The sequence below is a fragment of the Vibrio pacinii DSM 19139 genome (assembly GCF_000711795.1).
In the GTDB taxonomy this organism is placed as follows: Bacteria; Pseudomonadota; Gammaproteobacteria; order Enterobacterales; family Vibrionaceae; genus Vibrio; species Vibrio pacinii.
Genome location: NZ_JONH01000012.1, coordinates 99537 through 124387, shown reverse-complemented (window position 1 = coordinate 124387; position 24851 = coordinate 99537). Strand labels below are relative to the sequence as shown.

Annotated in this window: 22 protein-coding genes; 16 read left to right on the top strand and 6 right to left on the bottom strand. The window is 44.4% G+C overall.

Features of this window, described 5'->3' with window-relative positions; genetic code table 11:
* Positions 1-17: 17 nt before the first annotated feature.
* Positions 18-929: an N-acetylglucosamine kinase gene (gene nagK, locus BS19_RS08735; RefSeq protein ID WP_038174696.1), complete on the bottom strand. Its 912-nt coding sequence runs from the start codon at positions 927-929 to the stop codon at positions 18-20.
* A 145-nt stretch (positions 930-1074) separates the two neighbouring features.
* Positions 1075-1815 (bottom strand): tRNA-uridine aminocarboxypropyltransferase, encoded by a 741-nt coding sequence (locus BS19_RS08730; RefSeq protein ID WP_038174695.1) that lies wholly within the window; start codon positions 1813-1815, stop codon positions 1075-1077.
* Between the two features lie 64 nt (positions 1816-1879).
* Between BS19_RS08730 and BS19_RS08725 the strand changes: the two genes are divergently transcribed.
* Positions 1880-2671, top strand: a complete 792-nt coding sequence (locus tag BS19_RS08725) for a sterol desaturase family protein (protein WP_211252995.1) — start codon at positions 1880-1882, stop codon at positions 2669-2671.
* 40 nt (positions 2672-2711) lie between these two features.
* Here BS19_RS08725 and BS19_RS08720 read toward each other — a convergent pair whose 3' ends face one another.
* Positions 2712-4745 (bottom strand): methyl-accepting chemotaxis protein, encoded by a 2034-nt coding sequence (locus BS19_RS08720; RefSeq protein ID WP_038174691.1) that lies wholly within the window; start codon positions 4743-4745, stop codon positions 2712-2714.
* An 83-nt stretch (positions 4746-4828) separates the two neighbouring features.
* Here BS19_RS08720 and BS19_RS08715 point away from each other — a divergent pair, with 83 nt between their 5' ends.
* Positions 4829-5344 (top strand): NlpC/P60 family protein, encoded by a 516-nt coding sequence (locus tag BS19_RS08715; RefSeq protein ID WP_038174690.1) that lies wholly within the window; start codon positions 4829-4831, stop codon positions 5342-5344.
* Between the two features lie 17 nt (positions 5345-5361).
* Here the strand turns inward: BS19_RS08715 and BS19_RS08710 are convergent, their stop codons facing one another.
* A complete protein-coding gene (locus BS19_RS08710) occupies positions 5362-5706 on the bottom strand; it encodes a DUF3802 family protein (RefSeq protein ID WP_038174688.1) in 345 nt (114 codons plus the stop codon).
* Between the two features lie 349 nt (positions 5707-6055).
* Between BS19_RS08710 and BS19_RS08705 the strand changes: the two genes are divergently transcribed.
* Positions 6056-6922 (top strand): fructosamine kinase family protein, encoded by an 867-nt coding sequence (locus BS19_RS08705; RefSeq protein WP_038174687.1) that lies wholly within the window; start codon positions 6056-6058, stop codon positions 6920-6922.
* A 231-nt stretch (positions 6923-7153) separates the two neighbouring features.
* Entirely contained in the window at positions 7154-7357 is a 204-nt protein-coding gene (locus BS19_RS08700; protein WP_038174685.1) for a CPXCG motif-containing cysteine-rich protein, read from the top strand.
* On the opposite strand, the gene BS19_RS08695 is transcribed toward BS19_RS08700, so the two are convergent.
* The gene (locus BS19_RS08695; protein ID WP_038174684.1) at positions 7354-7986 is read right to left on the bottom strand and encodes a riboflavin synthase; all 633 of its coding nucleotides are present in this window, start codon (positions 7984-7986) and stop codon (positions 7354-7356) included. The genes BS19_RS08700 and BS19_RS08695 overlap by 4 nt on opposite strands.
* 128 nt (positions 7987-8114) lie before the next feature.
* Between BS19_RS08695 and BS19_RS08690 the strand changes: the two genes are divergently transcribed.
* Complete coding sequence (locus tag BS19_RS08690; RefSeq protein ID WP_038174682.1) at positions 8115-9485, top strand: MATE family efflux transporter; 1371 nt, start codon at positions 8115-8117, stop codon at positions 9483-9485.
* Between the two features lie 27 nt (positions 9486-9512).
* Here the strand turns inward: BS19_RS08690 and BS19_RS08685 are convergent, their stop codons facing one another.
* Positions 9513-10373 (bottom strand): DNA ligase, encoded by an 861-nt coding sequence (locus tag BS19_RS08685; protein ID WP_038174679.1) that lies wholly within the window; start codon positions 10371-10373, stop codon positions 9513-9515.
* Positions 10374-10682: 309 nt separating this feature from the next.
* On the opposite strand from BS19_RS08685, the gene BS19_RS08680 reads away from it, so the two are divergent.
* The 11 genes from BS19_RS08680 (at position 10683) to BS19_RS08630 (ending at position 24815) form a co-directional block, all read left to right on the top strand.
* Positions 10683-11003, top strand: coding sequence for an STAS domain-containing protein (locus BS19_RS08680; RefSeq protein ID WP_038174678.1), 321 nt, complete (start codon positions 10683-10685; stop codon positions 11001-11003).
* A 29-nt stretch (positions 11004-11032) separates the two neighbouring features.
* The gene (locus tag BS19_RS08675; RefSeq protein WP_038174677.1) at positions 11033-11872 is read left to right on the top strand and encodes an OmpA family protein; all 840 of its coding nucleotides are present in this window, start codon (positions 11033-11035) and stop codon (positions 11870-11872) included.
* A gap of 28 nt (positions 11873-11900) precedes the next feature.
* Positions 11901-13952, top strand: a complete 2052-nt coding sequence (locus BS19_RS08670) for an SLBB domain-containing protein (protein ID WP_245609266.1) — start codon at positions 11901-11903, stop codon at positions 13950-13952.
* A complete protein-coding gene (locus tag BS19_RS08665; protein ID WP_038174675.1) occupies positions 13952-14647 on the top strand; it encodes a P-loop NTPase family protein in 696 nt (231 codons plus the stop codon). Before BS19_RS08670 ends, BS19_RS08665 begins: the two co-directional genes overlap by 1 nt.
* 8 nt (positions 14648-14655) lie before the next feature.
* Positions 14656-16959, top strand: coding sequence for a response regulator (locus BS19_RS08660; protein WP_038174673.1), 2304 nt, complete (start codon positions 14656-14658; stop codon positions 16957-16959).
* 24 nt (positions 16960-16983) lie between these two features.
* Complete coding sequence (locus BS19_RS08655) at positions 16984-18462, top strand: sigma-54-dependent transcriptional regulator (protein ID WP_038174671.1); 1479 nt, start codon at positions 16984-16986, stop codon at positions 18460-18462.
* Positions 18443-19459 carry a glycosyltransferase family 4 protein gene (locus BS19_RS08650; RefSeq protein WP_038174669.1) on the top strand — a complete coding sequence of 339 codons (1017 nt, stop codon included), beginning with the start codon at positions 18443-18445 and terminating at the stop codon, positions 19457-19459. The genes BS19_RS08655 and BS19_RS08650 overlap by 20 nt, the downstream gene beginning before the upstream one ends.
* 168 nt (positions 19460-19627) lie before the next feature.
* The gene (locus BS19_RS08645; RefSeq protein WP_038174668.1) at positions 19628-20830 is read left to right on the top strand and encodes a glycosyltransferase; all 1203 of its coding nucleotides are present in this window, start codon (positions 19628-19630) and stop codon (positions 20828-20830) included.
* The gene (locus BS19_RS08640) at positions 20823-22001 is read left to right on the top strand and encodes a glycosyltransferase family 4 protein (protein ID WP_038174667.1); all 1179 of its coding nucleotides are present in this window, start codon (positions 20823-20825) and stop codon (positions 21999-22001) included. Before BS19_RS08645 ends, BS19_RS08640 begins: the two co-directional genes overlap by 8 nt.
* 10 nt (positions 22002-22011) lie before the next feature.
* Positions 22012-23442, top strand: a complete 1431-nt coding sequence (locus BS19_RS08635; RefSeq protein ID WP_245609264.1) for a lipopolysaccharide biosynthesis protein — start codon at positions 22012-22014, stop codon at positions 23440-23442.
* Positions 23443-23474: 32 nt separating this feature from the next.
* The gene (locus BS19_RS08630; RefSeq protein ID WP_425425008.1) at positions 23475-24815 is read left to right on the top strand and encodes an O-antigen ligase family protein; all 1341 of its coding nucleotides are present in this window, start codon (positions 23475-23477) and stop codon (positions 24813-24815) included.
* Positions 24816-24851 lie beyond the last annotated feature (36 nt).

Below are 24851 nucleotides of genomic sequence, written 5' to 3'. Positions count from 1 at the left end.
TCGTCAATTTATTACTTTCACTTCTTAATATTTAAGAAGGCTGCCCCACGGACACCGCCAGAGTCACCGTGTTTAGCTTTAATGATCTTTGGACATTTTGCTACCGATAACAAATACTTCGGCACGCGTTTTGGCATCTCTTGATAGATAAGTTCAAAGTTTGATAAACCACCACCAAGCGCAACAACGTGTGGGTCATTTGCGGTAAAGATGTTGCCAAAACAGATAGCCAGTAACTCCATAAAGCGCTCAACATGTTCGCATGCTTGCGGTTCACCCGCTTCATAAGATTTAATGATGTCGATTGCTTTCTTGTCTTCGGCAAAGTAATGGTTGTAAATAAGTTCGAAACCACGACCAGATAAGTAGCTATCCAAACAGCCTTGTTTGCCACAGCCACAACCTAATAACGGCGCATTCTCGCCTAAATGGAACCAAGCATCGAGTGGTAAACGCATATGACCCAATTCACCGGCAACGTGGTTACGACCAGAAAATACTGCGCCGTTATAAACCAATCCGCCACCAAAGCCAGTACCAAGGATCAAGCCCATCACTGAGGGTTCATCTTTAAGTTCATCATCCCAAGCTTCAGATAAGGCAAAACAGTTAGCGTCATTTTCGATTTTTACGCTGCGGCCAATTTTGGCTTCAAGGTCTGCACGTAATGGCTTACCTTTTGCTGCGGGCACGTTAACCGTCAGGACAGTCGCATCGTCAGCATCTTCCATACCTGGCAAACCAAGACCAATTTTCCCTTCACAATCAAACTGTTGATCGTACTTACTTACTAAGCCTGCAATGGTATCAACCAATAGCGCGTAATCGTCGGTTGGCGTTGGAACGCGCTCAGTTGCAACTCGTTCTAATTTATCGTTAAACGCACCAAACTCAATCTTGGTACCGCCAACGTCAAAACCGTAGTACATCTCAATCTCTCCCAGAAAAACAAAAATAAAATTCAAATAATCGAGCTATTATCCATATAGCTACGCCTACAAACTGTGACATATCACTGATTTAGCCGTGGGGTGAGCCTGATTGGACAGTGTGTGTGCAACCAAAAGCCAATAATTAGAGCGATTTCTCGTTTCTTTTTCGCTCAATAAAGCGTTGCAGTATTGGCCTGCCATCATCAGACTTCGCACGACTTTTACTGTGCATATAACTCTCTTTGAACACGTCAAACCACATTGCTAAAGTTTGTGATAAATGCGTCTCTCCCAACTGCTCAAAAACCAGTGTCGCCACTTCAGCGGTGGCTAAGTGTTGTTCGTTGTCAGAACGACGCATCAAGTAGCGAGAAACCGCTTGAGGTTCAATAGACACCACCGGCAAACGGTCGAGATAAGGCGATTTTCTAAAAATACGCCTCGCTTCGCGCCAACTGCCATCAATAAAGATCAATAAGGGGATTTTGCCTTGGCATCGTGTTATCACATTTTCCCCCACCAATCGGGTATCATCATCGACGTACTCTTTGGGAAAGATCACCAACGGTTGATAGTTAGGGTTCGCCAATAGCTCAAGCATCGCTTGATCAGGGTCTGTCCTACTCCATTGAAACGCGTAGCCTTGATGGACAGTATCTAAGATGAGTCGCCCAGTATTACTTGGTTTGAACACCTCATTTTCGGATAACAGCAACATGACTGCCAACTTACTATCGATATTGGGTTGGTGTGGACACAGGCAGTGTTGTTGTGCGACTTGGCAATATTGGCAACGTTCGATTTTGCTGCCTCTGGCGTTAAAAGGCTTGGTTGAACGCTCTAGTCGCTGCTGATAGAGGTGATGAAAGGCGTGGATTCTCATAACAGATCGTAATAATGTTAGGGTCTGCCAGTTTACTTAGCGTTACTCACGTTGCAAGGACATTATAATGCAAGATGCCGAACTGATTCGTTTGAGCTTTTTTATCACCACATTAGTTTTATGTGCGGTGTGGGAATGGAAAATGCCGCGCAAAGTGTTAACGCAAAATAAAACTTATCGTTGGCTCAATAATTTAGGATTGATTGGCTTCAACTCGCTCTGTTTAAGCTTGCTCATGCCGATTGTCGCGTTCGGGATGGCCCATTATGCAGAGCAACACGAGCTAGGGTTATTTAATCAATGGCAACTGCCCGCTATTGTAGAGATTTTCGCAGCCGTCATCATCTTAGATTTTGTTATATATCTCCAGCACTTAGTTTTTCATCGTGTCCCTTGGCTATGGCGTCTACATCGAATGCACCACGCCGATCAAGATATTGACGTCACGACTGGTACTCGCTTTCACCCACTAGAAATTCTCTTGTCGATGTGGATTAAAATCGCCTGTACGTTAATGCTAGGTATTTCGCCACTGGCCATTATTGTCTTCGAAATCGTATTGAATGTGAGTGCTATGTTCAATCATAGTAATGGCTACCTACCGCTAAAGCTGGATAAATTACTGCGAAAAATCATCGTCACCCCAGATATGCATCGTGTTCACCATTCTGTTATCACACAAGAAACCCATTCTAATTTTGGCTTTTTCCTGTCGGTTTGGGACCGTTTATTTCATACCTATCGTGCCCAACCTAAGCTTGGCCACCAACGGGTTAAAATTGGTATTCCACTCTTTCAAAGTGCTAAGGAACAGCGGTTGGATAACATGTTGTCGCAACCATTTCGCAATCGCTAGTTAGATTCTCGAAGCGTTTGGATACTGAAGCGGTGTTTGTTTATGAGACTACGTACTTATGTAGCATTGCCTGTTGGTGACCAGCAATATCCGCGACCTGTTCAGAACTTTCAACCATCGATTCGAGCTGCAGCTTAGTTTGAGTACCTTGATCCGATACCCGTGTTATCGACTCACTGACATACGCTGTGGCACTTTGTTGTTGTTCGGTTGCAACAGAAATTTGCTCGACTCGATTGCGAATATGCATTACCGCCGTTTCAATATCGACAAATGTTGATTTGACTAACTCACTTGAATCGAGCGCATTGGCCATCTCTTGACGTGACTCATCAACGGCCATTCTTGAGCGCTCAGCGGCAGCAACCAATTGATTCATCCGCTCACGTATACTCATGGTTTGACTCGAGGTATCGCTGGCGAGTTTTCGTACTTCATCGGCCACAACGGCAAAGCCACGTCCTTGCTCACCTGCCCGCGCCGCTTCAATTGCCGCGTTCAAAGCCAATAAATTGGTGCTCTCTGCGATGCCTGAAATTAAGTCAACCATCTCACGAATTTGTTTGACACGCTTATCAAGCTCTACCATCGAACCTTCGTTGGCGTTCAATGTTTCCTCTAGCCTACGTAAGCGGGTCTGATTTTCTTCAATCGCCAATACTCCGCTAGCAGAGTGTTCGCTGGCAGTAGTCGACTCTTGATAAGATTCGTTAGTGATTAATGCAATCTCTTTTATCGATGCTTCGAGTTGATTGACTGTGGTCACCATGCTCGCCAAAGATTCGTTTTGCTCGGTAAGACTTTGGTTAGATTGCTCAGCAGCACCATGGCTGATTTCAGCCGTTTGATATAACGTTTCGCAGTTTCTCGTGACTGTACTGATCGATTCTTTCGTCGACGCGATCACTTGATTGAGTTTTACGGCGACCTCTTTCATCTCTAATGGGCCAATCAATTCGACTGTCGCCGTCAAATCGTGTTGCGTCATGTGATTAAGGTTGGACAAAATATTCACTAAGCCTCGATGAATCCAACGACGCAGTAACAACCAAGTCAATACAACCGCAAACACCAGCACAGCGCCACTGACCAATAAAATCGACTTGACCAAATCCATGGTTGAGCCCACCACATGTTGACTGGCATTAATCAGAGATTGTGCTTGATAAGAGATGTGGTTTAATTGTTCGATGGTTTGGCTGGCAAGCATCGTGACCTGTTCAACTTCATTCATCTGTTGGTTGGCCAATTCAAGCTTATTAAGAATTTGATCAACGATTCCCAAAGGCTTAAAGCCCTCTTCAACCATTTGATAACCCGCCGTTAAGCTTGCAAAATCAACCACGTCAGGGTGCCATTGCTTAAAATCATCGTAGGCCAAACTCACGCCTGCCAAACGATTTTTCATTTCACGGTATTCTTGCTGTGCCTTGGTTAAATCGGTCTGCATCATTAGTTCAACAAAAGCGCTTTCCATCGAACTAACATTAGCGATAAAACGGTTGGCCGCATCCGCTGATTCTGGGTTGTCCCCACTTAAAAACGAGCTAATTCGGCTCATTTCTGGACCGATAGAACCTAGGCCATATCGAAACCCATCCAACTCCTGATTGATATCGGCTTGGCGTTGCAGCAAATCGCCTTGTGTTTTCATCACAGTCGCACTGAATTGATTAAGCTCAGTGATCCGGGTAAACAAGGTGTCTATTTGTTGGTTATCGATCGCCGTATCGTAATCACTGGCAATCAAACGCACTTGTTGGATCAATGAGTCTGTATCTTGTTTTAAACGTTCGATCTGAGTCGATATCACATTAAGTGCTGGTTTTCCGCGAGTTTGCGTTGCATAACTTAACTGTTTGACTTGCTCTAATATAGTTTGTGTCAGACTAGCGTTGGTCATGGCAAGAGGCAGTGCGCGTTGTGACAAATCGGAAAATTGTTGACCGATACGCTCTAGACCCTTAATACTGGTCGCAGAGAGTAGAACAACCAGTAAGGTAATAGTAATAAATACTGTACTGATGGTTTGAATCAATGACAGTTTAAATCGGCCTTTATTCAGCGTGTTCATACGAAATGGTTTTCCTACAGCTTAGATTCACTGCAGGCATGGTATGAGGCGTTTATTACGTTTAGATTTCATGGAAGGGATTAATGAGTCAGTGGTTATCTTGTGCGAGTCAGTTCAAAGCTTTGCTGTTATGTTCAGCATTAATCGGATGTAGTTCTCAACCGAATTTTGAGTTCACTCAGCAACACGTAATGCCCTTATCTAGTGAAGAGAAGCAATTGAAGCGCTCATTGATGGAGATATATAACGTTTGGCAGGGTGTTCCATACCGATTGGGTGGCAGCTCACTCAATGGCGTGGATTGTTCGGCGTTTGTGCAAACAGCCTATCAACAGGCAATGGGTTATCAAATACCAAGAACAACCCTAGAACAAGTCAAGATCGGACGCGAGATCTCATATCAACAGGCAAGCGTAGGCGACTTGGTCTTTTTTAAAACCTCGCCCAAAGTGCGTCATGTTGGCGTGTATATTGGTAATAAGCAATTTATGCACGCGTCAACCTCTAAGGGGGTCATTATTTCTAGGTTAGACAACCCTTACTGGGCGTCTAAATACTGGCACATTAGGCGAGTCAGTTTCTCGTTTGAACCCCACTAAGGCTGGTCGTATATCAACTAATCGTATGTCGCGACGGCAGAGTCGAATAAGTTTTTTACGAGCGCAATATATTCATCCAAAAACAGTATCTGCTCATTGGTAGCAGGTTTACCCCAAACCCCAGCAAGCACTTCACCAAGATCTTCTACTACTGAATCCGCTTCTTTTAATAATTGAAAACGAACACTTGAATGAAGTTCTGGATTTTGCTCAAAAATGGCCATGATGTTACTCGCAACCATGTCTGTCACAACATCTTCAACGCTCTCTGTCCCTGTATCACTATCTTCACGAGCAAATACATCTAAGTTAAAAGCTAAGTGCTCAATAAGAGCTAGGTAACCATCGGTTTCAACAACCACAGTTTATCTCCATTCAATACATACGTAGAGTTACACCTTTAATACTAAGACATATCAAGGACGTTACACAACCTAACCAGTTATGGTTGCTGATTTATTCGACAATTTGAGTCAACTTCCACTTACAAAAGCTAACACAACTTCCAATCAAAAGTTTGAAATTGGCAAAAATTTATCAATCTGATTCGAATAATAGAGCATTTTGGCCAATAACCAGCGACCCAAGTCACACTTTAAATGTATAACGTTTTGTTTCAGTTAAACGATTGAATTTTTTGCACTAGTAGCCATTATCTTGCTCTACGATCATCTAAACTAACAATATTGTAATCCAATGATGGAATGAATTATGTGGCAAGCTATTGCAAAACAGCTCTCTGACACTCTGCTGTTCACTTTCCAGATCAACGAAAAAGAGAAAGTCAACGGTGGTGATATTAGCGATTGCTATATGATCTCGGATGGTCAACAGCGCTATTTCGTTAAAGTAAACCAGCGTGACTTTATCAACAAATTTGAAATCGAAGCAGAGAACATCCGTATTCTACGTGAAAGTAACACGGTGTTTGTTCCTGAACTGATTATGACGGGCACGTCTAAACAACACGCTTTTATTATCCTCAATTTCTTACCCACTAAGCCACTGGACGATAATAAAAATAGCTACGCATTTGGTCAACAACTGGCCCGTTTACATATGTGGAGTGAACAGAAAGAGTATGGCTTTGATCAAGACAACTACATTGGGTCGACACTCCAACCGAATAAGTGGGACAAAAAGTGGTCTCGTTTCTTCGCCGAGCAACGAATTGGTTGGCAATTACAATTAATGCGGGAAAAAGGCATCAATCTTGTCGATATCAATGAATTTACCCAATTGATCCATGAAAAGTTAGCTAGCCACCAGCCCAAACCATCTCTGTTGCATGGTGATTTATGGCACGGTAATGTCGCTAACTCTGTCGTTGGCCCGATTTGCTATGATCCAGCTTGTTACTGGGGGGACCGAGAATGCGATCTAGCCATGACAGAGCTATTTGAAGGATTTCAGCCCGAGTTTTATCAAGGTTATGAAAGCGTTTTTCCACTCGATATTACCTACGCTGAGCGCAAAGACATCTATAATCTCTATCATTTGCTCAATCATTACAATCAGTTTGGTGGACATTACTTAGAGAAAGCCGACCAAATGATTAAGCGAATACTTTGCTTTTAATGTTAAATATTTCCTTAGCTAACAGTGATTTACATTTTGTTACATTGAACGTGTCAACTGATTTTAATCGTAAAGGTGACGCTTGATTAAGGTAAGTCGCCATTTCCTTACCTTAATCAAGGTTTATACTTAATTCATGTCTAACACAAACTTTTAGCCTTACTATTATTATGACAAGCCAATCTAGTTATTGGACTTGACGTAATTGGTAAAGATGTAGAGGACAGAATTATGAAAAACTACACAGAGAAAATGGTGTCATGCCCTCACTGTGGCCATTCAATTGGCATCACACTAGATGCATCCAATGGCAGCCAAAACTTTTATGATGACTGCCCAGCTTGCTGTCATGCCATTCACTTGAGTATGAGTGTTGACGAACAAAGAGATACCATCGAATTAGTTATCGATGCTGATGACGAACAGATATTTTAATCAATCTTGAAGGTCGATTCGTGAGCGCGGCTCTCTAAAACGCGCTCAACCGTATCCACAATCGCTTGGGTTTGCGGATCGAACTCAACGTTGACCTTATCACCGACTTTGCGCTCTTTGAACAATGTCCGGGTTAAGGTTTCAGGAATAAGATGGACACAAAACTGATTGTCTTTAACCTCACCAATCGTTAACGAACAACCATCCAAGCCAATATAGCCTTTGACTAACACGTATTTGATCATTTGTTGCGGTATCTCAAACCAAATTGTGCGGTTATTGGGTGTATCGATGATTTGTGTAATCTCACCCATCAGCGAAATATGACCCGACATCGAATGACCACCAATTTCATCACCAAACTTGGCGGCGCGCTCGATATTGATGTTATCACCGACGTTAATACCGCCAAGGTTAGTCAGTTCGAGGGTCGCTTGCATCAAATCAAAGTCGACGTGATTACCATTAATCTGTGTCACGGTTAAGCAACACCCGTTGTGAGCGACTGAAGCGCCAATCATTAGGCCTTGTTTCATTTCATCACTTATATAAAGTGTATGCGTTTGAAATTTCTCTTTTTTATCGATGGCGACCACTTCAGCCATACCTTGCACTATGCCAGTGAACATTCTCTTTTTTCCATCAGTTTTTAATGGTGTTTAGTGTGACATTTCTTTATTATCCGACACAACATCTTTCTTCTTACTAACCGCTCGTTCAAAGCGCTTTAGTTTCCCTTGTAGCTGGAGTTATCTACTTGCAACATTATAAACACGAAGCAAATCAACTGATAAAACTCGCCACTCCAGTATTAATTGCGTCAGTGGCTCAAACTGGTATGAGTTTTGTCGATACTGTGATGGCCGGTGGCGTCAGTGCTACTGATATGGCCGCTGTCTCTATTGCATCCAGTATTTGGTTGCCTACGATTTTGTTTGGGATTGGCATGCTAATGGCTTTGGTCCCTGTGGTGGCACAGCTCAATGGTGCGGGTAGACAACAAAAAGTCCCGTTTGAAATTCAGCAAGGTATTGCGATGGCACTGTTTCTTTCTGTGCCAACTTGTCTGGTTTTAATGCAAACAGAGAATATTCTTAACCTAATGGATGTAGAGGCTCTAATGGGCGCTAAGACCATCGGTTATATGGATGCGGTAATCTATGCGGTTCCAGCATTTTTGCTATTCCAAACTCTACGAAGCCTTACCGACGGTATGTCATTGACCAAGCCAGCCATGATCATTGGCTTTATCGGTCTGCTCCTCAACATTCCTCTTAACTGGATGTTTGTCTATGGTAAGTTTGGCGCGCCCGAGCTAGGCGGTGTCGGTTGTGGCGTTGCAACCGCGATTGTTTATTGGATTATGTTCGCCCTGCTATTGTTCTATGTATTGACCTCTCCACGCTTAGAAAAAGTGAACGTATTTCAACAGCTATATAAGCCAGAATTGAAAGCGCAAATCCGTCTGTTCAAGCTCGGCTTTCCTGTGGCAGCAGCGCTGTTTTTCGAAGTTACTCTGTTTGCGGTTGTTGCCCTGTTAGTGGCTCCATTAGGTCCACTGGTTGTTGCATCACACCAAGTGGCGATCAATTTCTCAACTATGGTGTTTATGCTGCCAATGAGTATTGGCGCAGCGACCAGCATTCGGGTTGGTCATCGATTGGGTGAGTCAAATGTGCATGGTGCAACGGTTGCCTCACGTGTTGGTCTCTTTGTTGCGGTCGGCTTGTCTCTTTTCACGGCACTATTGACCTTGTTATTCCGCGAACAAGTATCACTGCTTTATACTGACAACCGCGCGGTTATCGAACTGGCAATGCAACTGCTCGTTCTTGCTGCGGTATATCAAGTGACCGACGCGATTCAAGTTGTCGCTGCTGGTGCTCTGCGCGGTTATAAAGACATGGCTGCTATCTTTAACCGTACCTTTGTCGCTTATTGGGTTTTAGGCTTACCGCTTGGCTATGTATTAGCCATGACAGACTGGATCGTCGAACCTATGGGTGCGCATGGTTTTTGGATTGGATTTATTATTGGTTTATCCTCAGCCGCTTTACTATTGGGTTTGCGTTTGAAATGGCTGCATACCCAAAGCGATGATCAACAACTCGCTTTAGCCAGTAAATAAGAAAAAGGCCAGTTGTCTGGCCTTTTTTTAATTTTCAATGCTATTACGTTGACGAATGTAACGGGCAAATCTTGGAATCCCGTTGCTCGTTAGACCGTTATAGCGAAATGTGATGGAAGAGCCAAGTGGCGGTGGTGATTGCCTTTGTGCATCAGAAAGCCCACTGCCGATATAAAATTCGAGTCCAGATGCGATCTTAACTAACAATGAGCCGACTTGATTTTTGTACTTGCCTGTTCCTGTCTTGTAGCCCACCACGATCGCTTCTGCATCTTGATATTGCTTTAACTTCAAAAGATCATCACTACGTCCACCTTGATACGCATTCTCAATGTGGCGCAGCATTAACCCTTCTCCTCCCTCTGCCGTTACTGAAGCAAGTTTTGCCAATAACTCAGACTCCGTAGTAATGGCATTTTGCTCTATGACATCAATGTGCGGATTTGAATTGTTCTCAATGAATTGACTCAGTTTTGCATAACGTTGTTGATAACTGCCAATGCTATTGGGTAAATCAAATAACATTAAGCGTATCGTTTGCCACGCGGCCTCACTCGGGTTGTGGTCCAATACCGTAGTATGAACTTGAGTAAATTTACCCCTTCCTGCCCACAATTCCCCTTCTACAGGGAAACTAGGTAAGGCTGCGGTAAACCAACTAGGTGCATAAATCTCTTTACCTCCGCGAGTTTTTAGGATGCTTCCATCCCAAATTGCCCTGATACCATCAAGTTTTTCACTCACCCAATAGTGAGAAAGTACCGCCGCCGCCGAGTATTCGTTGGCAAGAGTGACGTTGATCTTCTGCAACGGATAAATATTTTCAGTGTTTGACTGCGCGCTGAAGGCCGTGATCGCCAGCGCAATACAAGTCAGGCGCATTTGCATCGCTTGTTGTCCCAATAAGCCAATAATACCCCTAGTTATTCATGACAGTGTTGTATTCTCTAGTCAAACAGTCGTAAAACCTCGTTTAACTTGATGTCTTTCATCATCATCTTACAAGCCGATTTCATTGCATGCCCGTTGCGCTCGCGTAATGCGTCAAGATCACCAGAATTCTTGTTTCAATTTGAGAAAGCGAATGTGTCAAATTGAGAAAACAACAAGGGCATTAACTAAGCCATTGAATTGTAATAACTATAATTTTGGCACATTCCATGCTCTCTGCTATAGAACAGCAAAAGGAGCAATCTCATGGAACTACGTAAAGTACAAGCAAGCGACACTAACATCACTTTATTCATTAATGGCAATTTAGATGCGGATGGCAGTCGATTTGCTCAGCCTCATATCGATGAGCTGATCGCACAAGAGTCTGTGCAAGATATTGAAATTGACTTTAGTCAGGTCCAATTCCTCGATTCTTCTGGTGTGGGTGCTATCGTTTATTTATATAAACGTTTGGTTGAACGTCAGCGGAGCATGCGTATTGAGAACGCGTCAGGTCAACCACTTGAGATTATGAACCTCCTTCGTATTAATCAAGCGATTCCGGTTAACTCGCAAACTTTTTAAAAATAATAATATTAATAAAGGACGTTGGCATGAAATTAACTCTATTACTCTTTGCTCAGATAGTCTTGATCACCGTGATTAGCGGATGCTCTAGTTATCCTGAGCAAGGACGTGGTGGCTTAGCTGAATCCTATATTCAATCAAGTTTTACTCCTATCATGCCCGATGAACCTCTTGGCCCTGAGCATGGTTTAAGATTTGATTGGCAATTGGCTAAGCTTCATCTCGACTCGCTCATTCGTGAGGGCGCGCGATGGTGCTTCCCCGCAGCCGTAGTCCAAGCGTTAGAAAAACAAAATCGTATTGCACGTGAGCTTGAGGGTGGTCTTTTGCTTGATGCGGCCAATGATCTAGTCATTCAACGCAACAGGCTCAATGAACTTGAGTTACAGCTTGATTACGTGACTTCGCAATCACGATGCGTGGCTCCTGTTGACGAAAATGCCTTCCAACAACGATTAGCCGTGATAGAAAGGCTCTATGACTTGTTGAATATCGACAATCAATTTGCTTTAAACTCAACAGAAGTAAACCCTAAATACATGGGACATTTGGCACGTGCGGCCAATGTCCTAGAACAAAATCCAACGCTCACTCTATCCGTCACCGGACACGCCGATTCAAGCGGTGATCCACAAAGTAATATTGAGTTGGCGATGGGCAGAGCCCAGCAAGTCAAACGCTACTTAACCATCTTTGGCCTTGCGCCGGATCGTATTAATACTTTATCTGTTGGTAGTGACCTACCACTATATCAAGGAGAGTCTGCCGCAACTCATTTAACTAACCGCCGTGTCAGTATCGAAGTACTTGATAGCCAAGAAAAGACCAAGGCTAGCCAACAAGGGGGCTACTATGAAAAGGATTAGCTTATGCTTAGCGCTGTGGCTGTTCTGTATGGTTACTTACGCACAAACTGAAGTGGAACGGGTGCAAATTGGCGATCTTATACAGGTGAACTTGCCCGGTGAATCGACTTTAAATAAAGGTTTTCAAGTTGATAAACGGGGCCGAATCACCCTCCCAGAAGTTGGCGCCTTATATGTCGCGGGCTATAGCGAGGTTCAGCTTGAACATGCCGTCAAAGAATCATTAGAAAAAGTCTATCGTGACTTATCCTCAGCGTCTGTTTACATCGCTCAACAGCAGATCTTGGTTTCGATACAAGGCTATGTAAATTCACCCGGAGAATATACTTTAGCCAAAAGCGCCGATATTCAAATGGCCATACATGCCGCAGGAGGGTTACGCTCTGGCGCCCAGCTCAATAATCTTTTTATCAAACGAGGAAAAGACAAACTCAACTTCAATTACAAAGCTTTTCTTGATACTGGCGACGAATCGTTATTACCGCCACTACGATCGCTTGATACTGTTTTCGTCCCTGCTTCGCCTTTAGTCGGCAACATAGAGCAAGAGTTCGACGCAAGTAAACTCGCCGATTCAGGAGACAGTGCCGATGGACGTACTGCGATTAAAGTCTTTGGTGAAGTCAACGCCCCAGGTTCGTTTAGCTATCAAGCTAAATCTGATTTAGTCGATATCATTATGCGAGCTGGCGGCGTCACTCGTTACGCCTCTGTCGAGCAAATTCGTGTCATCTCGGACAATAGTCCTAAGCTATTCAACCTTAAAACCTATCTCGACAGTGGCGATATATCACTCCTTCCGACTTTAACCCCTGGCACAACCATTTTTGTGCCTAAACAAGAAGATGAAATAAAAGCGGGTGCCAATGTGGTCTACATCATGGGTGAAGTCGCTCGGCCTGGCGCCTATGAAGGCAAAAAGAACGCCTCATTTATGGATATATTGGCCAACGCTGGCGGCCCAACACGCTACGCAGAATCACGCCAAATACGCATTATCAAGGCTAACGGTAACGTCGTGAAATTCGATCTTACCGCGTTCACCGAAGGGTTAACCAAACAAAAAACGCCAAATATCGACGCTGGTGACGCTATTTTTGTTCCAGAAAAAACCGATATGAACGAAAAATCATGGCTCAAAATTTCACCTGATCGCGCAGTAAGTGTGATTGGCGAAGTCGTGCGCCCTGGTCGAGTGGAATGGTCAGATGAAATGGACTTGATGGACTTACTGTCCCATGTTGGAGGCCCAACATTACGAGCCGACACATCAAAAATCGAGGTTGTAAGCGCAGGGAATAAGTTACATCTTTTTGACTTAGATGCCTTTATTCTTGCTGGTGCCCCATCGGCCGACTTACCGCCTGTAACGGCTGGTGCTATTGTTCGCGTCCACGATCTGCCACAAGACCCTTCTGACAACAAATCACAATGGGTACGCCAGAGTTCCGATGCTTCTATCTATGTCTTCGGTCAAATCAACGCCCCAGGTCGCTACCGCTTTACCAAAGATATGCACTTTCTCGACATTCTATCTGCCGCAGATGGACCAACCAAAGATGCTGATATACACAACATTCGCATCACTCATCGAGACAAAAAGTACGCAAAGGTCAGTAAACTTAACTTATCCCTCTATTTTGAAACGGGCGATGAGCGTTTACTTCCTAAAGTCACTATGGGTGATACGATTTACATCCCAGAAAAAGATAAGATTTGGTTAGACCGTTCTAAAGAGTCCACGGTGCGCGTGCTTGGTGCGGTCAATAGCCCAGGTCGCTATGTCTTTGATGACAACATGACGGTATTAGATATACTCGCCGAAGCCGGCGGCCCCTCTGAACGTGCCTATTTAGAGAAAATATCCATCGTCAACATGTCATGCTGCCAAGGGCAGGCACGTACCTTCGACTTAGTCTCTTTCAGTAAAACCGCTAACATCTACCAACTGCCTGTACTTCGCGCCGGTGACACCATCTATGTTCCTGACCGTAATGACAGTTTCATGGAAAAAGCCCGTGTTGGTCTCGAGGATATCTTGCGCCTCACCACCACCATCGTATTAATAGGAGCGCTGTAATGACGATTCCTGCAACGCATACCGAAATTGAACAAATTTATCTTGCCGCCGAGATGAAGCAGTGTCGCTCACTCTGTATTACGGCTTGTCAATCTGGTGACGGCGTCACTTCAGTAGTATCAGCGTTGGCCGAGCGTTACATGTTGGCAGGCCACAAAACCTTGGTGGTTGACTTAAATACATTCCACCCCGCGTTTGAAGCCGTTGACATTACACCGAATCAACATAATCAAGTTGGTCACTTAATTGAGCACTCCTCAACCCATCAGTTATTTACTGGATTAACCGTACCGAGCAATCAGTCTGCTCTGTTGGCCTACAAAGATCCCAGCCAATTAACTAAAGTGATGTCTGGTTGGCTAAATGAGTTTGACCGCATTCTTTGCGATACCTCACCGATATTGCAAATCAATCGCAGCAACATACCTGCGCAAGTTGTCGCAAGCGCCTGCGATCAAACCGCTTTGGTCGTCATGGGCGGTAAAACCTCTTCGGGACAACTGCATAAAGCGACTCAGATGCTCGATAGCAACACCATCTCACTATTAGGTTCGGTGCTAAATTTGCAACAGCAAGCAACCTTAGCTGAAGAAATGGTACGTGAGCTTAACCGTTTGCGTTTTATTCCCCTAAACTGGCGTAAGAAATGGGCCCAAAAAATCCTGACCAATGAATTTTTAGCTCAGTCAGCCTAGGAGTTGTGATGACACTTCGCTTTAAGACGATACTCGGCATTGCACTGATTGAGATTGTCGTTCTGATCACATTAGTGTTTAGCGCGATGCAATTTCTTGCTGACTCGAACGAGAAGCAGCTACTGCAACGTGCCCAATCCAGTGCCATTATGTTTGCACACGCAGCCAAAGATGCGCTCAATTCAACCGATCTCGTCACGCTTAATGACTTAGTAAACACCTTAATGGCCATTGAAGATGTGGCATATGTTCGCGTCTCTCATGATGGTCAGGATGTTGCGGTTGCAGGTGACGAAAGTTTACTCAGTAGAGCGTTCATCACTGACACAAGTTTGGCATCCGTTGACGATGGTGTGTTTGACTTACGAACCGAGATTGTTAGTGATGAGCAGGTATTTGGTTATGTCGATATTGGTTTTGCAACCTCGCCTATCAAGCAGATGTTGGCTGAAGCTAAACAAGCCATTGTCGGCCTTGCCGCTGTTGAAGTTTTCTTAGTCGCTTTAGCGTCTTTTACTCTGGGAACGTATTTAACGCGTCACCTGACTCGTTTAACGACAGCAGTAAACAATTTAGGCACTCATGGCCCCGGTTATCAGCTCGAACAACATCCCACAGACGAGTTAGGTCAGGTATCGAAAGCGTTTAACGAAATGTCCGCTAAATTAGCCAAAGATCACCAGCACCTCACTCAAGCGCGTCAAGGTGCTGAACAAGCTAACGACTCAAAAAGTCGTTTCCTCGCTTCAATGTCACATGAGATACGTACCCCAATGAATGGCGTACTTGGCATCCTCAATATTCTCGAGGAAACCAATCTCACTGCAGAACAGCGTAAAATGGTTTCAACCGCGACGGAGTCGGGCCACTTTTTACTTTCAGTAATCAATGACATTCTCGACTTTACTCGTATGGAATCTAATACACTGATTTTAGAAGATAAACCGTTCGATCTTCGTCATTGCGTTGAAAGTGTTGTTGACTCATTTTCTCCCACCGCCGCGAGTCAAGATTTGGTTTTTCATTGTTATTTCCAAGGCGATATACCGACCAAGGTCAGAGGCGACCACAATCGTATCAAACAAATTTTACTTAACCTGCTTGGTAATGCTTTCAAATTTACTCAACAAGGCAGCGTCACTGTCAAAATAGCCAGTGAAGCGTTGTCTGGCGAAAAGGTAAAGCTTCAATTTGATATTCAAGACACTGGGATCGGCATCGAAAAAAACGCACTAGACTACTTGTTTGATGAGTTTACTATGGTTGATCAGACCTACTCTCGCAGCAAGGAAGGCTCTGGATTGGGGCTTGCAATCTGCCGCAGACTTTGCCACTTAATGGATGGTGAAGTCAGTGTGGTTAGCGTGCCGGAGGTCGGTAGTACGTTTACGTTTACAATCCAACTTAAGGTCTGTGATGACCAACACGACACCATAATCGAATCCGATGCCAACCACGAATTGCTCTGCCCTAACGCCAGAATACTGGTCGCAGAGGATAACCGCGCCAACCAGTTAGTCATTCAAGAGATGTTTAAGCGTGTTGGTCTGCAGATCGACATGGCTCAAAACGGTTTAGAAGCCGTCGAGATGATACAAAACTATCAATATGACTTGGTTTTTATGGATATCTCAATGCCAAAAATGGATGGAATGAAAGCCACCGAAATGATTAGAGCGCTAAATGATCCGTCGAGTGCCAACCTACCTATCATCGCGCTAACCGCCCATTCTCTAGCGGGTGACAAAGAGAAATTCATTGCATCAGGAATGAACGACTACCTGTCAAAACCGTTGAGATTGTCACAACTAATTGAAAAAATTAATCTATTCTTAAATGAGACTTCAAACACGACATTTGAGCCATCGTCACCGAACAATAGGCAATCCATAGCCTACAGATTATCCGTAGACAAACAAGATGTTGCCAATGAGAAAGGTATTAATGTGGATTTAGTTGATGAAACCATCCTCCAGCAGATGATTGAAGACACTAGTGCTGACATCATGCCGATGCTGATTGAACATTACTTAGAAGAGTCACAACAACGATTGGCAAAGATCGCCGTGGCGATGACAAATGAAGATAAAAATGTACTCGAGTTCGAGGCTCATACTTTGGGTAGTTCTTCACTCGCACTCGGCAACCGCGCCCTATCGCTACTTTCACGAAAAATTGAACACTTGTGTCTAGAAGGTCGAGAAAAAGAAGCTTACCAGTTGAAAACAGAATTAGAGTTGACCGCGATACGCTCTTTGCAAGCCCTAGAGAAGCGTAAGCAGCAAGGATTTAGCGAGTCACCTGAACTTTAAAGATAAAAACCAAGGACGTTGGCGATGAAAGCAAAAGTACTACTCATTGAAGACTCAACTTCACTAGCCATTTTGTACAAGCAGTATGTTAAAGACGAACCATACGATCTGTTTCATGTCGAAACGGGTCGAGAAGCGATCGCATTTATTGAAAGAAATATCCCACAGTTAGTGATTCTCGACTTAAAACTGCCCGACATGGATGGCGAGGAGATCCTCGATTGGATCAACGAGAATCAAGTCCCCACTTCGGTCGTGATCGCGACGGCGCATGGCTCTGTCAATTTGGCGGTTAACTTGGTACAAAAAGGAGCCAAAGACTTTCTTGAAAAGCCCATCAATGCCGATCGATTAAAAACCTCAATAGCCCTCCATCTACAGCAGTGCAAACTTGAAAGTCTTGTCGAAAGCATTGAAAGTAAGTTTGATCGTAATCGATTCCACGGTTTTATCGGCTCAAGCTTACCAATGCAAGGAGTATACAAAATCATTGATGCGGTTGCGCCCACTTCAGCCAGTGTTTTTATTGTCGGCGAAAGCGGTACAGGTAAGGAAGTGTGCGCCGAAGCTATCCACAAAGAAAGCAAACGCAGCGATAAGCCCTTTATCGCCATCAACTGCGGCGCAATCCCCAAGGATTTGATGGAAAGTGAGATTTTTGGTCATGTTAAAGGGGCATTCACTGGTGCAACAAGCGATCGTAAAGGCGCGGCATCAATGGCCCATGGTGGCACTCTTTTCCTTGATGAATTGTGTGAAATGGAACTTGAGATGCAGAAAAAACTGCTGCGTTTTCTCCAAACAGGCACCTTTACCCCTCTTGGGGCGAGCAGAGAAAGCAAAGTGGATGTACGAATTATCTGCGCCACCAACCGCAATCCTCTAGTTGAAGTTGAAGAGGGCCGTTTCCGTGAAGATCTCTACTATCGCGTGCATGTGGTACCGATTGAAATGCCTGCCCTTCGCGAACGTGGCAACGACATCATTACGCTGGCGACCCATTTCGTTAAACTTTACGCCAAAGAAGATGGCAAAAAATTCAATGTCATTAATCGCGATGCAGAACCTGCGCTAAAACGTTACGCATGGCCGGGTAACGTCAGACAATTACAAAATATTATTCGTAATATTGTGGTACTCAATGATGATAACTCTCTGCGTCTGCAACACCTGCCAGAGCAAGTGACCTACTCCAAGCGGGCCAAGCATCCGCAACACACCAGTCGTGAAGTTGAGAGTGTTTCGCACCAACCTACTTCAGCTTCAGCGCAAAGTGGGCACAATATCTCAAACAACATTTCAAATAACGTTGCCCTTGCAGAGAACGCTAAGCCTGCTGAAATTAGACCAATGTGGCAGATAGAGCGCGAAACGATTCAACAAGCTATAGATTATTGCGATGGCAATGTACTTAATGCCGCCGTTTTGCTCGAATTGAGTCCTTCGACCGTTTATCGTAAGAAGCAAGCCTGGGAAGCGGAAGATGAGCAACAACTGGTGTGATGAAGTTTGGCTGTTGATTGATAGCCTCACTTTTGGTGGTATAGAGACCCACGTCGTTGAACTGGCCCACGGGCTCAAGCAAGCCAATGTGTCAGTCAAAGTCTTATTATTGCGTCGCTACCAACAACAAAGTTTAGTCGCTGATAAGCTTAGCGATGCTAAGATCCAAGTTGAGTTTCTTGACACTGAAGGCCACTATTTTCGCACACTCCTTAGCCGCATCAGGCAGCAGCCCCCCACGGTTATCCATTGCCATGGTTACAAAGCCAGTTTGATTGGTAAAGCAATGCGGCTATTGACCGGTGTCGCTCAAATCAGCACTTATCATGCAGGTGAAACGCCAACCGGCAAAGTGTGGCTATATGATCTCTTCGACCGTTACAGTGCCTTTATCTCTTGTCATTCCATCGCGGTCAGTAACAAAGTTGCTGCCAAGGTCAAAGCTAAGGCGGTTGTATTTAATAACTTTGTCAGTGTTGACTCAACTCAACCCGCTGATGGCGAACAAATTTCTTTCGTTGGGCGTCTTAGCTATGAAAAAGCCCCCGATCGCTTCATTGAGTTAGCACAGCTTAACCCTGCGTTAAGCTTTGATGTTTACGGGTCTGGCCCAATGGAGAACGAACTTCAAGCTTGTTGTGTCAATAATGTTTGCTTTCACGGCCATCAAAGTCATATGGATAGTATATGGCCGTCTATCGGTCTATTAATCATCTGTTCAAGATTTGAAGGATTGCCAATGACCGCATTAGAGGCAATGAGTCGTGGCATCGTCGTGATCAGCTTAGATGTCGGTAACATGAGTCAATTGATTGAACATCGTCGCAATGGGTATATTGCGTCTTCAATGGCCCAATTACAGCAATCAATCCACCAGTACTTAAGCCTTACTCCGACCGAACGACAATCGCTTAAAGACAATGCCATCACTACCGTCAATCATCACTATTCTCCCCAAGCGGTGATACCACAAATACGCCAACTCTACTCTTGTTAGCCATCGCAATGTGATTGTCATATTGAGAAAGTGACTACACACCATTTCTAAAATAAAAAATAACACTAAAATTCAGTAACTTAAACCGATGTCATTATTGGCATTGCGTTTGCCTTATCTACTACAACTAACCACAGCTCAATCGAGTGGCAAACTGAGAGGCGAGCAATGAGTAAACGTATTTTATTTGTACATTATGGCGACGACTGGATCCGAGGCAGTGAAAAATGCCTGCTCGACTTGGTGCAATATGTATCTCGTCACCAATACCGTCCTTTCGTTTGGACTAATAATCAAGAGTTGACCTCGCAGCTTGATGAGTTAGGTGTTGCCAACCGATTAGATAACTTCCCACTGTTACTTGGTTGGCGGGCACCAAGACTTGATATCCAAGGATGGAAAACACTCGTCAACTACGGCAAAGCGCTCATCAAGCAAAACCGCATTGATCTAATACACATTAATAGTGCAGCGCCGTGTCAATGGATGTTAGCGGCAGCCAAATGGTGCGGTGTGCCCTGCGTAACACAACTGCACTGTCCCTACCCGGCTCGTGATCGGCTCACACTTGGCATCCACTTGTCACCACACATCATTGCGGTCAGTCACCATGTGGCTAAAACACTACTTTCAGACGGCTACCCAAAAAGTAAATTGTCGGTGATTCATAATGGCATTGATACGGTTCGACTTGAACAGCAACAGTGCGTCAACGTTAAACAAACGCTCGGTATTCCTCAGCAAGACTTCGTTTTCGCCACGGTAGGTTCGCTTATTCACCGTAAAGGAGTCGACCGAATTCTTACTGCACTTCGTCATGTTGCTTTTGAATACCCTAATGTGAGCTTGGTTATCATTGGCGATGGACCTTTGAAACAAAAACTTATGCGCCAATCTGAATACCTTTATCTTGCAGATCGTGTCTATTTTACTGGAGAACAAAGTAATGTTATTGGTTGGCTTAAAGGTTGTGATGGTTTCGTCAGTGCTGCACGCAGTGAAGCGTTTGGGTTAGTTTTAGCCGAAGCGGCTTTAGCCAAACTACCCATTATCGCACCATTTGAAGGTGGGATACCCGAGTTCATCCAGCATGGCGAGACCGGTATTCTTTACCCAAATAAAGGGGCTGCTCCGTTAGCGAAGTCGATGCGGATCTTAATTAACAACCGCGTTCTTTGTGACAAATACGCCCGCAACGCCTATCAGCATATTAAGTCATATCACGATGTGTCCGTTAGCTGCCAAAAAATTGAGCATCTTTACCAAAAACTTGTCACACAACCTTCTGAAACGCGTTCTTTAATATCAACCTTTGCACCAGTCAGAACGTTTCTTTCACAGCGCCTGCCGATAGGGGGCCAACATGGCTAACACATCAACAACTCTCATTTTTGACCCGATCCCATTCAAAGGCGGCTCAAAAATTGCCACTAGTGATGCTCTTAATTGTGCGCCAGTCAGTGACACTCATTTCCTCGTTCTTACCATCGAACCTGACTTCTGGCTACAGACAGATTTTTATCGTAATCATAAAGTTAAATGCGTCCAGTTGCCTTCTATAGCTTGGCTAATGCGTCAACATCACGGCTTAGGCTACTGGCTCAATCAAGCCTATCTTTTGCTCTTGATACTCAAAACTATCATCGGATCCCATAAGGTAAAAAAAGTCATTGGCGCATCAGGACCGGGGATTGATATGGCGCTATACGGATTACAAAAACTCATCAACATTGACGTTATCCAGTTTATTCACGGTAATGTTGGGCTATCGCGTTCAATCGGCTATTGTTTGGCCAACGCGGATCGTGTTTTTTATCTGCCTTGTGCACGTGCGAGCATTCGTCTCGCGCTGCAAGCCTATTTAACGGACAAGCTCGGTATTGATGATAGCGAAGCGGTCGCAGAACACTATTTATCAGCTTCAAGTTATCAAACGTTTACCAATGGCATTCCTGCCTCTCGCTGGCCATCAAAATGTCAAGACACACTGCCAGTGTGCTTTTGGGCCGCATCTTTATTGAAATGGAAAGGCTTGGATTTACTTATTGACGCGGCCAAGAGATGTGCGCCATATCAGCCGCTACTCATCAATATCTGCTACATTCGTCCGAAAGATATCTGCCTACCAGTTAGCCATGCACCAGTCGACCTCTCGTATACCCAATGGTGGGAAGATCCTAGTAATCTTGATGAGATACGTAGTCAATCGAGTATTTTTGTTTCAACCAGTCATAATGAGCCTTTTGGTCTCTCGATTTTGGAAGCGCTCGCGGCAGGTATGTGTGTTGTGATCCCACAAGATGACGCGTATTGGGATCAACAGCTAACACATAATATCGATTGCATTAAATACCAGCCGAATGACGCTAGCAGCTTAGCCCATGCACTACTCGACGTTATCAATAACAGGGAGTTGATGTTGCGCTGCCAGGCCAACGCCCACCAACTTGCACTCCAGTATCGTGCAGAGTCGCAATACCTTGAATTTACTCACTGTCTCAACGATGCACAAATCAATAAAACGATGCGTGTTTACTCATAATAGAGGTGACATGATGAGCTTATCGAATCTAAAAAACATCAGTCTCTATGCAATGAGCCTTGTTTTGGTCAAAGGGATGTCGCTGTTCACTTTACCTTTGATGACACATTTCCTCACACCGAGTGAGATTGGTCAACTTGAGCTGTTAGGCATTACTACTGTTTTCCTCAGCTTAGTGGTTGGCCTTGCCATGCATGAAAACCTCTACCGATTCATTGGTACCATAAAATGGCCAAAATTACGCAAAGCCAAAGCCGCGAGGTTGTATAGCGCGGCGCTATTGATATCGATAGGCACTAGTATTGCGCTGCTCGGTGGTTACCAACTTGTGGTTTCGACTCACACCCCTTTTGAACACAATCAAGTCCTACTCATTGCGTTAGTGTTGTGTTTTGAAGCGCCACTTGCGATTGGTTTAGCTTGGCTGCGTTTGCACAATCAAGCGAGGTTCTTTTTTAAACTGTGCATGTTGACGGTGACTGCCCAAGTCATCCTACTCATCACCGTGTTGTACAATCAACCCGATATCACCACGATCTTTGCCGTTAATGTTTTTTGTACCTTTGCTCAGTTTTTGGTGTTGCACCGATACCTAAACTTCCCATTCACTTGGTTAAGCAGTAAACGTCTTAAACACTATTTAGCCTATTCAGCACCACTTATGCTGTCAGGTGTCGTCGCCTTTGGACTCAGTGGCGCTGAACGCTGGATCATTGCCGCAGTGGGCGACCTTACGACACTTGGCCTATATGCCATCGCGGCGAAATTTTCGCTTGCCGTTGGTATTGCAATTCAACCATTTCATATGTGGTGGATGCCAAAGCGTTTCGAAGCAATGGAAAAATGTGGTCGTGATTATGTCGCGAATACTGCCAATCAAGGCATGGTCTTGCTGTGTATTATTTCCGTTGTTGTGTGTTGGGTAAGCCAGCTATTTGTGACTTTTGCACTGCCATCTGACTATAGCAATGCGATTCCCTTTATCGCTATTACCATCATCATGATGCTGTTTAAAGAGATGGTCGAATTGACAAATTTTGGATTACTTTATCAACGTCAAACCCCTCAGTTGTTATACATTAACCTCGCCTCGACCATGACTGCTTTGATCGTCGGTATCGTCACTTTTACCTACGGGGTTTACGCTATTTTAATTGCGCTACTGATCGGTCAAATCACCCGTTTGACTCTGGTTTATTATTACAGTCAAAAATCAATTGAGCTGAACTACAGCCTTAATAAAATCATTGGTTTATTATTACTTTCTAGTTTGTTTATTATGACTAGCCACCTTGCATCACATCTTGGGCTATCCTTATTGATGCTTGCACTACAAGTCGCCATTTTGATTGGGTACGCCATTCGTTGTGACATACTCAAAGTCAATGTCGTCCGCGAGATGATAATCCAACTTCAATGCTATGCTGGGAAAGCATCATGATAAACAGCGTCCGGAGTAAAGCCATCATATTGATGACCATGCTGTGTTTCGCGTTAGCTGCCCTATGGTATCTAATGCCACATCCTGCGTTAATTGTGGTGATCTGTTTTCTACCGCTTGGTGCTCTATTCGTACTTAATCAAACCTTTTGGCTGGTTAGTTTGTTTGTGCTGTTTTCATTTTTCCGTATTCATGAAGCGATTCCTGCACTCTATTCGCTTAAAATCCCGTTGTTATTGTCACTTGGCGCTCTATCTGCATTAATGTGGCACACCCTGATCAGTCGTCAAATAAGTCCATTCTGGCATCCAAGTTTTACCTGGCTAGCCGTATTTTGGTTATTGGTCGTAATTGGCGCCGTGCTCTCTTCTAACCCAGGTTTGGCAATTACTTATTTTAAAAATATCTACTGGAAAATCATCATCATGACTCTCGCGATCGCTTGGTTAGTCGACAGTCAAATCGCAGTGAGAAAAATTGCCACGCTGATCATTTTGGCTGGTTCGTTGATTGGCATTGTCGCTCTGTATAATTCGGCAGCAGGCATAGGCTTGGTGGAAGGCAGCCGAGTGACGATTGGTCGACAACTTGGCTCGGTGCTTGGCGATCCCAACGATCTTTCCTTAGTATTGATGTTCCCACTCGCGTTTGCCCTTAGTTTTGCGACCACCAAAGGCATTGGTTTTTCGCGTCTGCTTGGCGCCATTGGTCTCGTGCTCGCCATGTCAGCGGTGATAGCGACTCAAAGTCGTGGTGGGCTGCTCGGCTCTGTCGCGGTATTTGGCATATTCGGCTTACGTTTAATTCGCTCAAAATCTTTACTCATTATGATTGCCATTATTGGTTTGTCGCTGCTGTTCGCGGTTGCAGGTATTTCTGAGCGCCAATCGGGCGGCGCAGCCGAAGAAGGGATAGACGCATCGGCGATGGGACGTTTATACGCATGGGAAGCTGCGTTTAAAATGGCCATTGATAACCCATTAACCGGGGTCGGACTGAATAATTTCTATGCTAACTATTACTTTTATAGCCCTCATTGGGATGGTCTCAATCATGCGGTGCACAGCACCTGGTTTGGTGTACTGGCCGAAACTGGATTTTTAGGCTTGGCGGTATTTGTTGGTATTATCGTTTCGTTAGTCAAAACTAGCCGTGAAAGTTTACTCTTATTAACATCGATTCAGCACCAAACTTCACCCTACCTAATGGCAACGGCCTTAGCGGTTTACGCTGGTATTGTTGGCACAATTGTCTCTGGCACCTTTCTAACCCAAGGATTTACATGGCCAATTTATATCTTGGCGGCGCTGTGTATCGCGATTTCTCGTATCACGCAAAACTATTCTCAAATTGAGAAAACCGCACAAGTATAAAATTAAACTTCTGATTTTATTGACTTTATATTATGG

What these genes read in the sequence shown, in the direction of transcription:
- BS19_RS08695 (WP_038174684.1), bottom strand. Translation starts at nt 7,986, where the DNA reads ATGTTCACTGGCATAGTGCAAGGTATGGCTGAAGTGGTCGCCATCGAT.
- BS19_RS08715 (WP_038174690.1), top strand. Translation starts at nt 4,829, where the DNA reads ATGAGTCAGTGGTTATCTTGTGCGAGTCAGTTCAAAGCTTTGCTGTTA.
- BS19_RS08655 (WP_038174671.1), top strand. Translation starts at nt 16,984, where the DNA reads ATGAAAGCAAAAGTACTACTCATTGAAGACTCAACTTCACTAGCCATT.
- BS19_RS08705 (WP_038174687.1), top strand. Translation starts at nt 6,056, where the DNA reads ATGTGGCAAGCTATTGCAAAACAGCTCTCTGACACTCTGCTGTTCACT.
- BS19_RS08700 (WP_038174685.1), top strand. Translation starts at nt 7,154, where the DNA reads ATGAAAAACTACACAGAGAAAATGGTGTCATGCCCTCACTGTGGCCAT.
- BS19_RS08645 (WP_038174668.1), top strand. Translation starts at nt 19,628, where the DNA reads ATGAGTAAACGTATTTTATTTGTACATTATGGCGACGACTGGATCCGA.
- BS19_RS08650 (WP_038174669.1), top strand. Translation starts at nt 18,443, where the DNA reads ATGAGCAACAACTGGTGTGATGAAGTTTGGCTGTTGATTGATAGCCTC.
- BS19_RS08670 (WP_245609266.1), top strand. Translation starts at nt 11,901, where the DNA reads ATGGTTACTTACGCACAAACTGAAGTGGAACGGGTGCAAATTGGCGAT.
- nagK (WP_038174696.1), bottom strand. Translation starts at nt 929, where the DNA reads ATGTACTACGGTTTTGACGTTGGCGGTACCAAGATTGAGTTTGGTGCG.
- BS19_RS08640 (WP_038174667.1), top strand. Translation starts at nt 20,823, where the DNA reads ATGGCTAACACATCAACAACTCTCATTTTTGACCCGATCCCATTCAAA.
- BS19_RS08675 (WP_038174677.1), top strand. Translation starts at nt 11,033, where the DNA reads ATGAAATTAACTCTATTACTCTTTGCTCAGATAGTCTTGATCACCGTG.
- BS19_RS08685 (WP_038174679.1), bottom strand. Translation starts at nt 10,373, where the DNA reads ATGCAAATGCGCCTGACTTGTATTGCGCTGGCGATCACGGCCTTCAGC.
- BS19_RS08720 (WP_038174691.1), bottom strand. Translation starts at nt 4,745, where the DNA reads ATGAACACGCTGAATAAAGGCCGATTTAAACTGTCATTGATTCAAACC.
- BS19_RS08730 (WP_038174695.1), bottom strand. Translation starts at nt 1,815, where the DNA reads ATGAGAATCCACGCCTTTCATCACCTCTATCAGCAGCGACTAGAGCGT.
- BS19_RS08665 (WP_038174675.1), top strand. Translation starts at nt 13,952, where the DNA reads ATGACGATTCCTGCAACGCATACCGAAATTGAACAAATTTATCTTGCC.
- BS19_RS08660 (WP_038174673.1), top strand. Translation starts at nt 14,656, where the DNA reads ATGACACTTCGCTTTAAGACGATACTCGGCATTGCACTGATTGAGATT.
- BS19_RS08630 (WP_425425008.1), top strand. Translation starts at nt 23,475, where the DNA reads ATGACCATGCTGTGTTTCGCGTTAGCTGCCCTATGGTATCTAATGCCA.
- BS19_RS08680 (WP_038174678.1), top strand. Translation starts at nt 10,683, where the DNA reads ATGGAACTACGTAAAGTACAAGCAAGCGACACTAACATCACTTTATTC.
- BS19_RS08635 (WP_245609264.1), top strand. Translation starts at nt 22,012, where the DNA reads ATGATGAGCTTATCGAATCTAAAAAACATCAGTCTCTATGCAATGAGC.